This window comes from Candidatus Omnitrophota bacterium (genome assembly GCA_028717245.1).
Lineage (GTDB): Bacteria > Omnitrophota > Gorgyraeia > Gygaellales > Profunditerraquicolaceae > JAGUYA01.
In genome coordinates this window covers 79,788-94,442 of sequence record JAQUOD010000003.1, presented here as the reverse complement: position 1 = coordinate 94,442, position 14,655 = coordinate 79,788, and the positions used below count along the sequence as shown (strand labels likewise).

The window sequence follows — 14,655 nt, the reverse complement described above, 5'->3', positions numbered from 1 at the left end:
AAAGTTATAATGTTTTAATGTTAAGTTTTAATGTTAAAATGTTTTCTAAGATTTATACAAACATATACAACATTCAAACTTTACAACATTTGAACATTCTAACATTTATATACCAAACAACGCTAATACAACCGCAATCACCGCTAAAATAGTCACCGGCCCCCAAAAGAATCTTAATGCCTGATCAATGCGTAAACGCGGGTTGGTATTTTTAATCAGGATGATGATGACTAATATGGCGATGTATTTACCTGTTAAAGCTAAAATGCTTAAGCCCTCACCCCAGAATAAACTGATCAAGAACAGGGGCATTGTATAAAGTAAAATCGCCTTTGTCAATTTAAAGATAGCCAGAGGCAGGCCCGAATATTCAATAAAGGCCCCGCCCATAATCTCCTGCTCCGCTTCGGACATATCAAACGGCACCAGGCCCAACTTTGCCTGCATACAAATTATGGCTACCAGAAACGCCAGGGCCCCTGACCAGGATGCCAGATTTGAGCCGGCATTTATCTGATGCCCTAAGACCGAGCCGATTTTTATCGCGCCTTCGGACCTGATTATTACCGCAATCACGGCTAATATAAACGGCAATTCGTATCCTAAAACCAGTTTCATCTCTCGTGAGGCACCAATGGAGGCCAAGGGGTTCCTGGAAGAAGAAGCGCCCATGATTACTGCCAGCGCAGGGACAGTCAAAAGATATAAGATTACAATGATATCTCCGCTAAAGCCTGCCGGAGCAGAATACATATTCAATCCCAAGATTGTTGCTACTAAAATCAAACTTAATAGGCCTAAAAAGGGCGAGAATAAAAAGGTTAGTTTTGCCCCTTCAGGCACAATGGTCTCCTTACCTAATAATTTCACGATATCCACAAAATTCTGATACCAGGGCGGGCCTACCCGCCACTGGATGCGGGCGCTGACTTTTCTATCTATCCATCCGGCGATTAAGCCTACGCAGGCACTAAAAAGAAAACCGGGAAATATTAAATACTGAAAAAATAATTTTAGCATATTTTCGTTATTTCGTTATTGCGTTATCGGGCTACCTGTGTTGACAAACGCTATAACGCTATAACCCTATAACGCTATAACGAACTTGTCATCTCTTTTTTGGCTGCAAGTCTTCTTTCGACCACTTACGCGTATGCACAGCCAGATGTTCGCCTACAAAATAAATATTTTTCTCCAAATCCTCTTCTATTTCTTTAATCTCTATGGCCTTATGGGGGCAGCTGGTTACGCACTTAGGCAACTTAGCGCTCTTGCCTACGCAGTAATCACACCTGGAGTCTAGATATAGGATGAAATCCTGAAAGATTATCCCGAAGGGACAAGCTACAGAACAGGATTTACAGCTGGTGCAGCGCATCTTATAACGTTTAATGTGACCGTCGCTTGAGCGTTCCAAGGCATTATGATAACAGGAATTTACGCAGGGCGCCTCTTCGCAATGCCGGCAGATAGTAGCAAAGGTGGCATATTCGCGCAAAGAAGTGATCCCGTTATTCTGCGGATGATAAAAATAATCGCAGAATGCGCTGCAATCTTTGCACTGGTTACAGATGTCTAAGTCGACAAATAAACGTTTCATCTATCTAATCCCATATATCGTACAAATCCTTTAACTGCTCATAAGTAAACACCGGGCCGTCCTTACAAATGTAATAACTGCCGATACGGCAATGCCCGCATTTACCCAGGCCACAGGACATATTCTTTTCCATAGACAGGTATATGTCTTTAGGATTAAACCCTAAGTCCAGTAATTTCAAAGTGACGAATTTCATCATGATGGGCGGGCCGCAGACAACGCAAATTGCTTTCTTCAAATCCAGGGGCAGGTCCTTTAATATCGTGGTTACTAAGCCGACGTTTCCTTTCCATTCGGGGCTACCCATATCCACTGTCGTAACCAGGTCAACCTTCTTCTTTTTTGCCCAATGCGGAATGGCTTCCTTATATATGATGTCATTGGCAGTACGCGCGCCGTAACGCAATACTACTTTATTGTATTTATCAATATCGGCAAATAGGCTGAATAATAAAGAACGTAAAGGCGCCAGCCCCACTCCTCCGCCGACGATTAAAATATCTTTACCCTCAAATTTATCCAGGGGATACCCCTTGCCGTAGGGGCCGCGTATGCCTAAGGATATATTTTTGGCGCTGGAATGTAAAAGCGCGGTGACCTCACCCACATTCATTATGGTCACATCTATCTTGTCTTTCAGGTTAGGGTCAGATGAAGGCGTAAAAGGCGCTTCGCCCACCCCGGGTAAAGTCAACTCGATAAATTGCCCGGTCCTGAATTCAAAGGGCTCTTTGGGCCTTAAAACAAATGTCTTTATTGTAGGGCTCTCGGTAATGATATCTTCAAGCACAGCTTCTATGGGCCGATAAATATTCTTCATTTGGAGGCACTAAGCTTTTTGGCTACGTCTTTTAAAACTTCCCGGATATCAATCTTACCGGGGCAGACCTCAATACACCTGCCGCATCCGCAGCAGGCAGGCATGCCTAAATTATCCACGAAAAAATCGAATTTTTTCAGGAACCTGTTTCTTAACCTCTGCGTCCTGGTCTTTAAAGGGTTGGCCCCTCCGGCGACCCTGGTGAAATTTGCGTATTGACAGGAATCCCAGACTTTGACTTTCTTGTTAATATTACCTTCTTTCTTATCCGCCAGGAGAAAACAATGACAGGTATTACAGATAAGATTACATCCGCCGCATTCGACGCATGTAAGCATAAACTGCTGCCAGGTATCCAGGTTATAGCCCTCTCTCATTAATCTTTGCACACTATCCTTGGAAACCAATTTTTGCGGTAAAAGATGCCTTTTAAGGCGCTCGATAAGATTCTCCCTTTTTACCCGCCGGCCTGCTATCTGGGTTTCCTTTGCCGGAGTGAAATATTCCTGGTATTGTTGGATAAGGCCTTCGCCTTTTTTTGAACCCACCTCTACTAAATACCCATCATTCAGAGGCGAGAAATTAAGGTCAAAACCCTCTGTGGGGTGCGGCAGTATATCCCAGGCAAGACAATGACAGACATCCTTGAAATCAGTGCAGTCACCGGAAATAAGTATTGTGTTGTCCCGCCTTAAACGGTATAGAGAATCTACCTCTACGCCTTCTAAGAATACAAAATCCTGCACCTTATGGCCTGCTATATCACAACTTTTAACGCCGAATACTATAACCTGCATTGAATCCAAAACCGGTTCGTCGCGGTTAAAATATTCTGCGGCCTGATCCTGGGCATAGGTAAAGAAGGACTTAAGGGGTTCAACTGCCCGGTAAGGATTAAACACGGGGCTTTCGCCTTCGGCGAGGCCTTTATAGGAATAATCCGCCTTTGCGGTGTAATTCGGCCCTTTAGCTACCGGAGAGAATACCTTATAGCTCTTTTTTAATTTCTGGAAAAGAGTCTCTAACTGATTGGATTCAATATAATATATCTGGTGCATAACGGAGAATTTGTTGGGCGGGATATTGTGAAAACTATCACAAGATAACCCTCTCAAAAAATAAAATGTGACTCTAAAATACTATATTTAATCGCTCTTGTCAAGGCAAAAACTTAAGGCGCGGGCGGGGAAAGCTTCGTCTTTACCAGGTCGCTGACTAACTTGCCGTCTGCCCTGCCGGCGATTTTAGCGTTTACCTCTTTCATGACCTTACCCATATCCTTCATGCCTGATGCGGCGACAGACAAAATAACCTCTTCAATTATCTTCTGGATCTCATCAACGCTCATTTCCGCGGGGACATATGATTTGAGGATATCCAATTCTTTGTTTTCTTTATCCGCCAGGTCCTGACGGTTACCTTTCTGAAACTGCTCTATGGAATCCTGCCGCTGTTTTATCTGTTTTTTTATCACCGCGATACAATCGTTGTCATCAAGATTCTTCTTTTTCTTCTCAATCGCCGTATTCATGAAGCTGGCGCGTAAAAAACTCAATACCGAGCTCTTCAAACTGTCCCTGTTCTTCATCGCTTCTTTATAGTCATTAAAAATTTTTTCTTCTAACATCAATACCCCCTGGTTAAAACAAAATATGGCCCCTGAACCTGGATAACCTGCGTTCTAAATCGCCTGGCGTAAGACAGCTAGTCCTGTTTAGCCCGAAATCCTCTACGTTAAAGGAAGCGGCTATGGTGCCGTAGGCAATTGCCTTCTTAATACTGACAGCATTTATTTTTCTTACCTTCGCTAAATAACCCATAAACCCTCCAGCAAAGGTATCCCCTGCACCTGTAGGGTCAACTACTTTATCCGTGGGATACGCCGGGATACAAAAAATAAATTTATCGCTGTAAAAAATTACTCCGTGTTCGCCCTTTTTAATCAGGACCATCTTCGGCCCATGGGAAGATAAATGCCTGGCCGCCTTCAATAAATTATTCTCGCCCGATAATGCCCTGGCTTCCTGGTCATTGGCTACATATATATTTATCCGCTTTAATAAACGCAGGAGCGCACTACGCTTATGGCGTATCCAATAATTCATGCTGTCTAAACCCACAAGGGCAGGAGAACGCATATTATCCAGAAGGTGCCTTTGGATATCAGGGTCGACATTAGCCAGGAATATGTGTTTAATCCTCTTCTGCTCTTCGGAGATAACCGGACGAAAAGCGGAGAGTACGCCTAATTCCGTATTCAGGGTAAGGGCAGTATTTAAATCGCCCTTATATTCTCCCTCCCATTTAAAGGTCCTGCCTTTTTCTTTAATAAGGGAAGTTAAGACTACGCCTTTCTTGCGCAGAAAATCAATATGTTTATCGGGGAAATCTTCACCGATAATCGCTACCAGGTGCACTTCGGTAAAGAGCCGCGCCGCCATGGAAAAATGCGCGGCTGAACCGCCCAGCAGATGTTCCTTCCTGCCAAAAGGCGTCTTGACCGTGTCTAAGGCTACTGTCCCTAAAACAATAATACTCATTTTATAAACAATAAGGTAACCACAGCAATAATTATACAATAATATCCGAAATAGTAAAGTTTGGCTTTACCTAAGATCATCTTTAATATTTTAAGGGAGAGGATCCCGGTTAACAGGCTGAAGACAAAACCAATAGCCAGATTCCCCGCTCCTAAATTACCGCAGAGGCTGATATCCTTCAATTCTAATATTGCCGCGCCAAAGACCGCGGGGATAGAGGCAAGGAAGGAAAAACGAAAACTCGTTTCTCTGTCTACCCCCCTGAACAAAAGCGTGGAGATAGTTATCCCGGAGCGCGAAATGCCCGGTATAATCGCAATACCCTGCGTAAGGCCTAAAGTAAGGGCATCTTTTATATTCGGGCTATTCCTCTTTGCCCGGATGAACTTCTTAGTAAAAATAAGGATTGCTCCGGTAACAATTAATGCCAGGGCAACCAGCACCGGAGAACCGAAGAGCTTCTCAAAAAAATCCTTCCCTGAAATACCAATGATGCCCGTGATTAAGGTAACGATTATTATATACGAGAGTAGCTTAAAATTGCGCAATAAATTTAATATATCCTTAAAAAAGAAGATGATTAAAGCTACACATGTGCCCAAATGCAACACTACCGACACAACCAGCGCCTGTTCATTTACGCCAAGGAGTTTTTGGGCGATAACCAGGTGAGCAGAGCTGCTCACCGGAAAAAATTCAGTGATGCCCTGGATTATCCCCAATATTATATAACTTAACATGCCAACTTTGCGATCTCCTCCCTTAATCTCTGCGCAATCAACCCATAATCATCAATTGCGGGGCCTTCTTTATTTTTTAATAATTCTTCTTTAGATAAGGGCCGGCCAAAGATAATTTTTAAAGGATATATGCGCGGCAGGCGGCTGGTCCTCGGCCAGGAATAGTGCGAACCTTTAATATAAGCCGGCACTACTGCTACATCCAGTTCCTTAACCAGAATGCCTATGCCTTTTTTGAATTCGCCCATATTCTCGTCTATAGAACGCCTCCCCTCCGGGAATATACAGACTATCTTTTTCTGCGCCAGCACAAAAGAAGCAGCCTGCAAGGCTTGAATTAAGTGCATATTGGGGTCAATAGAGATGAGGCGCGTTGACTTGGCTGCCCAGCTTATAAAAGGTTTCTCCAGGATAGCGCTGTAACCTAAGAAGAATAAATTTATTGCCCGGACGGGTTTAATGCTGCTAAAAAGTAGGAATCCATCTAGATAACTGGCGTGATTAGAACAAATGATATACGGCCCGCTTAAGGGAAGGTTACTACTGCCTTCTATCCTTAAAAACCAGAATACCCGAAAGACGGATAAGAGAATACCCTGGAGTATCCGGGTAAACAGCTTATCCAGAAAACGCGGCTCTATTCTGATTTTCCGCAGAATTTTATCTTCAGGGGTTTGGCTTAAAATATAACTCCAATTTCCCGCAGCGGTTGCGCCTGCTTTCTGCGTTACAGCAAGAGGCGCCTCGATGAGTTTTGAGAGATTCAGGATAATTTCTTTTACGGTATCCGCGCCATAAAGCAGCTCATCGGGTATTTTCACTTTGAAGATCTCTTCTAGCCCTAAACCCAATTCTACCCTAGTTAAAGAATCAATGCCCAAATCCAGCTCTAAATGACTCTCTGAATATACGCTCTTACGTGTCTGTTGAGATATGTAACGGATGACTCTTCCGGCGATATCTTTATTTAAACCCTCTAAATTATCTTTTACGGGAACTGCCGGGGAAACAGAAGGCGTCTCTATCTCCTTAAGGTATTTCTCTTTAACCTGATACCTCTTAATCTTCTTCAAGGCCGTGCGCGGTAATTCTTCTTTGGCCACGGTAAAACCCATGATATGTTGATAGGAAGGCGCGCCTTTGCCCAGGTTCTCCAGTTCCCAACGGATTTTTGCGCGGATATTCGCTTCTTTCATCCTGCGGAAATATTCTAAGTTAGGTATCACTACGGTGTACAAGGATATTATCGGCTGGCCGAATTTTTCTTCCGCAGACCCCAGGATACATATTTCTTTTATATAAGGGCTCCTGCCGTAGTATTCCTCTAATTCCTCGGGATAGATATTCTTACCTGAACTTAAAACAATCACTTCTTTCTCCCTGCCCACCAGATATAGATAACCCTCCTTATCTATATAGCCTAAATCCCCGGAATAAAACCAACCCTCTTTTATCGCACTTTCAGTCCACTCCGGATGCTTAAAGTACCCCTGCATTACATTCGGCCCCTTGATTAAAACCTGACCTATGCCTGATTTATCGGGATTAAAAATCTTAATCTGGACATCCGGTATGGGTTTACCCACTGAACCTAACTTTATCTTCTGCGGGGGATTCAAGGTGACTACAGGAGAAGTCTCAGTCAGGCCATATCCTTCAACTAACTTAATCCCTAATAATTTTGTTAAACCCCGGGCGATCTTTGGCTCAAGCCTTGCTCCGCCGCTCACTAATAACCTCAAACCCCTCCATTCCCGGCGTATTTTAATTCTTAGCGGCCATAAGGCAAGAGGCAAGAATGAGCCGGGGATTTTCTTAATCCGTTCAAATATGGTTTTATATAACATTGAAAAAAGTTGCGGCACGCCTACCAAGATACTGATATCTGCTTCTTTCAGGGCCCGGCTTATTTCAGAAGGGCTAAAACTCAGGCAATAAGTAATGGTAGTGCCTAAAAATAAAGGCACGATTAAAGTAATCATAAAGGCATAGGTATGATGCAAAGGCAAAATAGCCAGGAAATTATCCGAAGGCAGACAAATATTCAGTTTTGCTATGCTCTGAAAATTAGAGCAGATGTTGGCGTGGCTTAATAATACCCCCTTGGGGGTAGCGGTTGTGCCTGAGGTGTAGATAAGCGAGGCGATATCCTGCCGGGTGATATCCGGCATCATATTTTTATCCGAAGGCACATCCTTAAAGCGGGAAAAATCTATCAGGTTCTCATGGCCAAGGCCTGGGGCATCTAAGACAACGGTTTTTATAGCGCCATTTTGGATATACTCCTTAATCTTTTCCTTAAATATGGCCAAAGAGCAAAATATAATTTTGGCCGCGCTATCACTAACCAGATTTTTTATTTCCTGCGCGTTTAACTGCGGGTCTAGCGGAACGCAGATTAATCCCGCACGGACAATGCCCAGGTAAATCATTACCCATTCCGGACGGTTCTCCGCTATTAATATGGCGGCATCCCCCTTATGGAATCCGGCCTGGATCAAAAAAGTAGCTACCTGCAAAGAGCGTTCCTGCACATCCCGGTAGGTAAAATTCTGCCACTGGTTGCCCCTTTTAATCTTTAAGGCTACCTTATCCGGAAATCGGGAGGCAACCTGATTGAATATCTGTGGTATAGTTAAGTTTTCTTCAGGCATTTATACGTTCGCGGCCACAAAACTCACGTCCCTTTAGGACACAGATGGAGCTTGGCCGCTCAGTATCAACCGTGACGGACTCTAAGTCTTTAGACCGGAGTAGCCGTAGGTTGATTTATTATTTGGCAAGCGTAACAGAAAAATAAAACCCAGGGCAATAAATAAAATTAAACTCAAAAGCGTGATGCGGTATCCTGCTTCTCCCAAAGGAGAGAGAAACCAAATCAGGACTCCCCAGAAAATGACCCCCACCATAGCAGAAAGATACCCGACTAGATTAAAAAGGCCAAAAATCTCGCCTACTTTTTCTACCGGTACAATATTAATCGCCATAGCGCGCGTCACTGTCCAAGTAGAACCCAAGGCTACACCGGCTAAAGCGCCGATGACCCAATAAAGGTGTTTATCCCTGGCAAAGGCCCCCCACAAAAAACATATTGCCCACAGCAGGAATATCGCAGCCATCGCACGCTTATGCCCGAGGTAATCGCTGATAAAGCCCGAGAATAAACTCCCTGCCATGGCAAAGAGGGTGGAGACAATAATCAGGTTGACCACTTCCGCCTCATTCAACCCGAAGGCGCGTGTAGCATATATGGACATAAAAAGGATAACGGCATTAACCGCACAGAAAATAAAAAAGGCGGATTTTAAAAAATCTGACCCGGGAAATCGATGCCTGTCAAAAAGAGTGCCTTTGAGGGTTTTAAAGATGCAAAGTATTTTATCCTTTTCTAAACAGGATTTAAAGCCTACGGCTATCGGGGATGGTTTATCCCTGACAAAAATCAGGCAGGGCAGAGAAAAGAGCAGGAATAAAATACCTGTGGGCAAAAATGTCGCCCGATAACCGCTTTCTAAAACTGTGGGCTTAACCATATATAATGCCAGGACTGCCCCGGCATAACTCATCATTTTCCCGAATCCGGAAACCAAACCGGTTTTGTTCGGGGGCGTGATATTGACCATCAAGGCATTATAAAAAACCGTGGCGGTCTGACAGCCGTAATTTGCGATGATAAAGAATAAAAGCGCCATGATTACATTATTAGATACGCCCAGGACCATGGTGAATACAACAGAAAGCAAAGTAAGATAGATTAAAAATGGCCGGCGTCTTTGCGTCATATCGGAAATTGCCCCCAGTATGGGCGCGGAAACCGCGATAAAAAATGTGGAGACAGCAAAGGCGATACTGTAAAGTATCTCCGGGGCCTGCCTTTCTATAGTCACCCAGCGCACAAAATAAAGCGAGACGATATTTAAGGCAAAGAATTGGTTGGCCAGGTCATAGAGCGCCCAGGAGAAAATTAAAAACGGGCTTTTTAACTTCTTCGGGTTAAAAGGCATTTAATGTTTGTTTAAGAAATCCCGCATGTCATCGGCTAAAGGCGCAGCTAGCGATATTATCTTTTTGCTTACCGGATGTGCGAATTCTAATCTTTGCGCGTGCAAACACAGGCGTTTGGCCTTCAATTCAAAGTCGCGGCGAAAGGCGAATTTTGTTTCACCCAGCAAAGGATGCCCGATCCGCTTAAAATGTATCCTGATCTGGTTGGTTCTTCCGGTTAAAGGTGCTGCCTCTACCACCGTAAAGCCGTTTCTTTTTTCCACTACCCTGTATCCGGTAACAGCGTTCTTACCTTCAATAGGATAACGCATATCCCCTTTTTCTAGCGCTAACCTCCCCTGCACAAAGGCCAGATATGTCTTTTTTATTTTTCTATCCCTGAAGGCGTGCATCATATTTTTTTGAACAGACTTACCTTTGGCATAAATGATTAAACCGGATGTCTCCCTGTCTAAACGGTGGCAGGGATAGAGGCGATAAGACAGGCCTCTTTTTTTTGCATCCTCATTCAGGATGCTACTCAATGTGCGCGATTCATTTTTAGGGGTGGGGATAGTGAGTAATCCGGAAGGTTTATCTAAAACCAGCAGCCAATCATCTTCATAAATTACGGGGATATTCACTTAAATTATTTCCAGCATCCTGTCTATGGATTTCCTGGCGCGTAACCGGATTTGATCAGATACCCTTACCTCCTGCTTAAGTTCTTCCAATGCCCAGAGGATTTTCTCCTGGGTAGTGCGTTTCATATTAGGGCAGACTGCCCTCTCTGAAGCAGGATAGAATTCTTTTTTAGGGTTATCTTCTTTGAGGCGGTAGATCAGGCCAACCTCTGTGCCTACAATTATCTCCTTTGCCTCTGTCTCACGGGCAAACTGGCACATCTTACTGGTAGAAAGCACTGCATCTGCCATGGCCACCACCTGAGGCAGGCACTCCGGATGCACCATCACCTTAGCCTGAGGGTGGAATTTCTTTTCTCTTTTGATATCCTCGGGTAACATCTTGACATGGGTAGGGCAGAATCCATTCCAGGAAATAAGCTTCCTCCCTGTCTGCTTGGAAACAAAGTCTGCCAGATATTTATCCGGCACAAAAATAATCTCTTTTTTTCCGCCGAAGGCGGATCCGCCTGCGGCGGAATCTTTTGCTATGGCTTCAACTACTGCGACGGCATTAGTCGAAGTGCAACACACATCCAGCTCTGCCTTAACCTCTGCCGAGGTATTCACATAACCCACTGCTATTGCTTCGGGATGCTGTTTTTTTAGCCTCTTTAGGTCCTCGGCAGTAATCATATTGGCCATGGGGCAGCCTGCCTGCGCGTCAGGCATGATCACTTTTTTATCGGGGCAGAGAATTGACGCCGTTTCAGCCATAAAATGCACCCCGCAAAAAACAATCACTTTGGCGTCGGTCTTGGCAGCAATGCGGCTTAGTTCCAGAGAATCCCCCCGGTAATCCGCCACATCCTGCACCTCCGGGAGCTGATAGTTGTGCACTAAGATAACGGCATTACGCTTCTTTTTTAACTCCCCGATCTTCTTCTCTAAAATATCCTTAACCATAGCACCTGGTGCGAAATTAAGATTGTACCTGTCTCTTTATAAAACTTTACCGATGACTCCGCCGCCTACGACCGTATCATGATCATAAAATACTGCGGATTGGCCCGGAGTAACGGCAAACTGGGGTTTACTAAACTTGACTTTTACCTTGCGTCCCGTAACTATAACCTGTGCTTGCGCTTCGGGGTGATTATACCTTATCTTTACTCTTAGGGCAACCTTCTTTTTCTTAAGACCGATGATAAAATGCGTATTCTTAAGATAAAACTCATCCTTATACACATCCTCTTTCTTACCTACTATTATGCTGCGATTTCCGGGGTTTATTTCTATCACGTATAAAGGATAACCCCTGGCAATACCTAATCCTTCACGCTGTCCGATAGTATAAAAAGCGACCCCCTGATGCTGGCCCAATACATTGCCTTCTTTATCCAGTATGGGGCCGGGCTTTATCTTTGCCTTAGCGTGCGTATTTAAAAACCTACGATAATCCGCATCCGGGAGAAAACATATCTCCTGGCTGGCTAATTTATCCGCGATGGGTAAATTAAATTTCCTGGCTAAATTCCTCACTTCCTCCTTCGTATAATCCCCTAAAGGAAAAAGTATGCGCCTTAATTGCTTTTGGCCTAAACAATATAAAAAATAAGACTGATCTTTCTTTTTGTCCTTAGCTTTCTTTAGTAAATAACTAACGACTAGCGACTGACGACTAACGACTTTTTCTATGCGCGCATAGTGTCCGGTAGCCAGAAACCCAGCGTCTAAGGAGAGGGCCTTTTTCAACAAGGCATCAAATTTTATAAACTGGTTGCACCTTACGCAAGGGTTGGGTGTCCTGCCTCTTAAATATTCCCGGCAGAAATCCGCGATGACCTTTTCTTTCAGAACTTTGCTGAAATTCAAGACATAATGCCTTATCCCTAATTTATGGGCCACGCGCCGGGCATCTTCTATTCCCTCTAGACCGCAGCAATTAGGCCTTTTTGTAGTAGAATCAGCTAAATTGAAACACATAGTCAGCCCGATAACTTCATAACCTTGCTTTTTTAACAAGGCTGCTGCTACAGAAGAATCCACGCCGCCGCTCATCGCCACCGCTACCCGCTCTTTCATATATCTCCCTATAAATGTAATTTATTATACCATAAGGCAACCCTCTTCAAAAGGAATAGGAATAATTAGCGTCTGTCTTGTCTTGTTTCGTGCTTTATTCTCCCTGTTATCAGGCAGCGGGTCCTCACCGCGGAGTGAGCCTCTCTCCCTGCCTGCCGGCAGACAGGAAATTTTCCTCGAGGCATCCCCCGCGTCACCCGCTGAATTCTCCGTTATTTGAAAACCGCTTGCAAACCTCAAGCCCGTTTCCGAACGAGCATAAGGAGCGCAGGAGCACTCTTATGAGGCGAGACTTCGTACTGCTTAGCATCTATGAGTAACCCCCGCCTCATTTGAAATATCAGCGGGGGATGGGGGGCTTACAGAAGAAGTCAAGCCGAATGCGACGAGCACCTTACTGCGAGAGAGGAAATGGGGTTGAGGTTAGGTAAGGCAGCCGCTACTAATTACCATTCAACCCGCAACCCGCCTTCAATCCAGCGGCCTGGCTGAGGTATGCCCTCTATTTCCTGATATTCGACATTGAGGAGGTTGGTAATCTCTAAAAAGATTTGGGAGTTTTTGGGAAGATTATGGCAGAGGCGGGTATTTAAAAGGAGCCAGCCGCGGCGACTCGGCTTTTTCTTATAGGTCAGCCCCAAAGTTTGAACCCCGAAGGGTAGGTTAAAGGTAAGCGCGGTATTCACCAGGTGCTTTATATAATTCGGGCCATATTTATAAAGATACCCCCGGTCATCCGCGTGTCTATTAATATAAGAATAATTAGAATCCACAGTTACGCGCTCGCTTATTTTTAGCCTTAAATAACTTTCCAGGCCCACTACGTCTGCTTCGGTAATATTCTCTACCTGCCACTTGGCCTGGGATGGTTCGCGTTTTATCCAATCAATAGAATCACTCTCCTGCCTTAAGAAAAAAGTAAGGCCTGCCGATAATTTTTCTTTTTTATAATCATACCCGACCTCGTAGTTCAGCGATTTTTCGGCGGAAAGATCAGTGTTACCCAGCGTAGTAGGGTCACTATAATAAAGTTCAGTAAAGGATGGAATACGCATGTTTCTGGAAGCGCCAAAACGCAAAGAGTCTCTCTCGGAAATTTTATACCTAAAACTGGCTGAGCCGGTATAAACCCAGCCAAAACTATCAAAGTCATCGCTACGAAAGGATAAACCCAAAGATAATTGATCATTCAATTCTTTATTTTCATCCGCGAATAGGCTTTTATGCCTTCGGGTATGCTTACCTAAATTCGTGGAGTTAATCCACTCTTCTCCATACTCTAACCCCAGGCCCAGCTTACCTAAAATACCTGCTTCCTTCTGCAGATAAATATTGGGGGTATAAATATCCGTGTGATGATGGTTAAGATAATTACTTCTCACCTGGGTCTTATCCAGCATAAATTTATCATAGTGCCGGCGCCAAAGCATATTCGGCTTAATCATAAAGCCTGCCTTATCCAGATTTAACCCGGCGCTGCATAAATAAGTTTTGGTCCATTCCTCGGAAGGATAACCTAAGCCCGGCGTATAAAAATCATAGGCCCCGAATTGCTTTTCCTGATACCCCGCCTGGATATTGAACTCTCCGTCGGTGATATCCAAGGACGAATTCAAAGTAGCGGTAAATTTCTTAAAATCAGTATCATAACGAAACCCCCTAGAATCCTGGTTTTCTAAACTTAACCTTACACCCAAGTTATCTATTTTATCGCTTACGCTCAAAAGCGCGGATTTGCTCTGGTAGCGGCCTCCTTTTAATTCTAAAACTATCTTCTTATCCTGCGGTTTTTTAACAATCATATTTATAGCCCCGCCGATGGCATCCGGGCCAAAGAGGCTAGAACTTGCCCCCGGGGTGACCTCGATTCTTCTTATATCTTCCTTAGTCAAAGGTATGTCAGCGTTGTGATGGGCTGTCTGGGGGTCATTAATGCGCTGGCCGTCTAACAGCATTAAGACCCCTTGAAAATTAGAACCCCGTAAAGAAAAATCCGTCTGTATACCGGATTTTGGAGAACGGCTCTGCAGGTCTAAGGGTAGGAAACTTAATGCTTCAACAGGAGAGTCGTAAGGAGAGTTTTTTAAGGCATCGGAATCAAGCGGATAAGGATGCAGAAGATAGCTTCTGCTTTTAGTGATAACAATGGGCTCTAAATCTAACGGCGCCTCCTGCCTCTTAAAAATTTTATCACCGGCTGAATCCTCTTGGGCGTAGGATACGGCATAAAAATATAGGATAATTATAAAAAACAAACCGCGCC

General features: G+C 44.2%; 13 protein-coding genes. All 13 read right to left on the bottom strand.

All coding sequences use genetic code 11. The annotated features are described in order from the left end of the window. Positions 1–105: 105 nt before the first annotated feature. Positions 106–1,020: an NADH-quinone oxidoreductase subunit H gene (locus PHV44_02860; GenBank protein MDD5592225.1), complete on the bottom strand. Its 915-nt coding sequence runs from the start codon at positions 1,018–1,020 to the stop codon at positions 106–108. An 88-nt stretch (positions 1,021–1,108) separates the two neighbouring features. Next, entirely contained in the window at positions 1,109–1,600 is a 492-nt protein-coding gene (locus PHV44_02855; protein MDD5592224.1) for a 4Fe-4S binding protein, read from the bottom strand. A 4-nt stretch (positions 1,601–1,604) separates the two neighbouring features. After that, entirely contained in the window at positions 1,605–2,420 is an 816-nt protein-coding gene (locus PHV44_02850; protein MDD5592223.1) for an FAD/NAD(P)-binding protein, read from the bottom strand. Next, entirely contained in the window at positions 2,417–3,478 is a 1,062-nt protein-coding gene (locus PHV44_02845) for a 4Fe-4S dicluster domain-containing protein (protein ID MDD5592222.1), read from the bottom strand. The genes PHV44_02850 and PHV44_02845 overlap by 4 nt, the downstream gene beginning before the upstream one ends. A gap of 113 nt (positions 3,479–3,591) precedes the next feature. Beyond that, positions 3,592–4,047, bottom strand: coding sequence for a GatB/YqeY domain-containing protein (locus tag PHV44_02840; GenBank protein ID MDD5592221.1), 456 nt, complete (start codon positions 4,045–4,047; stop codon positions 3,592–3,594). Positions 4,048–4,060: 13 nt separating this feature from the next. Then, entirely contained in the window at positions 4,061–4,960 is a 900-nt protein-coding gene (locus PHV44_02835; protein ID MDD5592220.1) for a PfkB family carbohydrate kinase, read from the bottom strand. Continuing rightward, positions 4,957–5,700: an undecaprenyl-diphosphate phosphatase gene (locus PHV44_02830; GenBank protein MDD5592219.1), complete on the bottom strand. Its 744-nt coding sequence runs from the start codon at positions 5,698–5,700 to the stop codon at positions 4,957–4,959. Before PHV44_02830 ends, PHV44_02835 begins: the two co-directional genes overlap by 4 nt. Continuing rightward, positions 5,694–8,354, bottom strand: a complete 2,661-nt coding sequence (locus tag PHV44_02825) for an AMP-binding protein (GenBank protein MDD5592218.1) — start codon at positions 8,352–8,354, stop codon at positions 5,694–5,696. The genes PHV44_02830 and PHV44_02825 overlap by 7 nt, the downstream gene beginning before the upstream one ends. A gap of 81 nt (positions 8,355–8,435) precedes the next feature. Next, the gene (locus tag PHV44_02820; protein MDD5592217.1) at positions 8,436–9,704 is read right to left on the bottom strand and encodes an MFS transporter; all 1,269 of its coding nucleotides are present in this window, start codon (positions 9,702–9,704) and stop codon (positions 8,436–8,438) included. Then, on the bottom strand, positions 9,705–10,328 hold the full coding sequence (locus tag PHV44_02815; protein ID MDD5592216.1) for an RNA pseudouridine synthase: 624 nt from the start codon (positions 10,326–10,328) through the stop codon (positions 9,705–9,707). Further along, the gene (gene nadA / locus PHV44_02810) at positions 10,329–11,273 is read right to left on the bottom strand and encodes a quinolinate synthase NadA (GenBank protein MDD5592215.1); all 945 of its coding nucleotides are present in this window, start codon (positions 11,271–11,273) and stop codon (positions 10,329–10,331) included. 36 nt (positions 11,274–11,309) lie between these two features. Beyond that, a complete protein-coding gene (mnmA, locus tag PHV44_02805; protein ID MDD5592214.1) occupies positions 11,310–12,392 on the bottom strand; it encodes a tRNA 2-thiouridine(34) synthase MnmA in 1,083 nt (360 codons plus the stop codon). Between the two features lie 446 nt (positions 12,393–12,838). Continuing rightward, complete coding sequence (locus PHV44_02800) at positions 12,839–14,647, bottom strand: TonB-dependent receptor (protein ID MDD5592213.1); 1,809 nt, start codon at positions 14,645–14,647, stop codon at positions 12,839–12,841. Between the last annotated feature and the right edge of the window lie 8 nt (positions 14,648–14,655).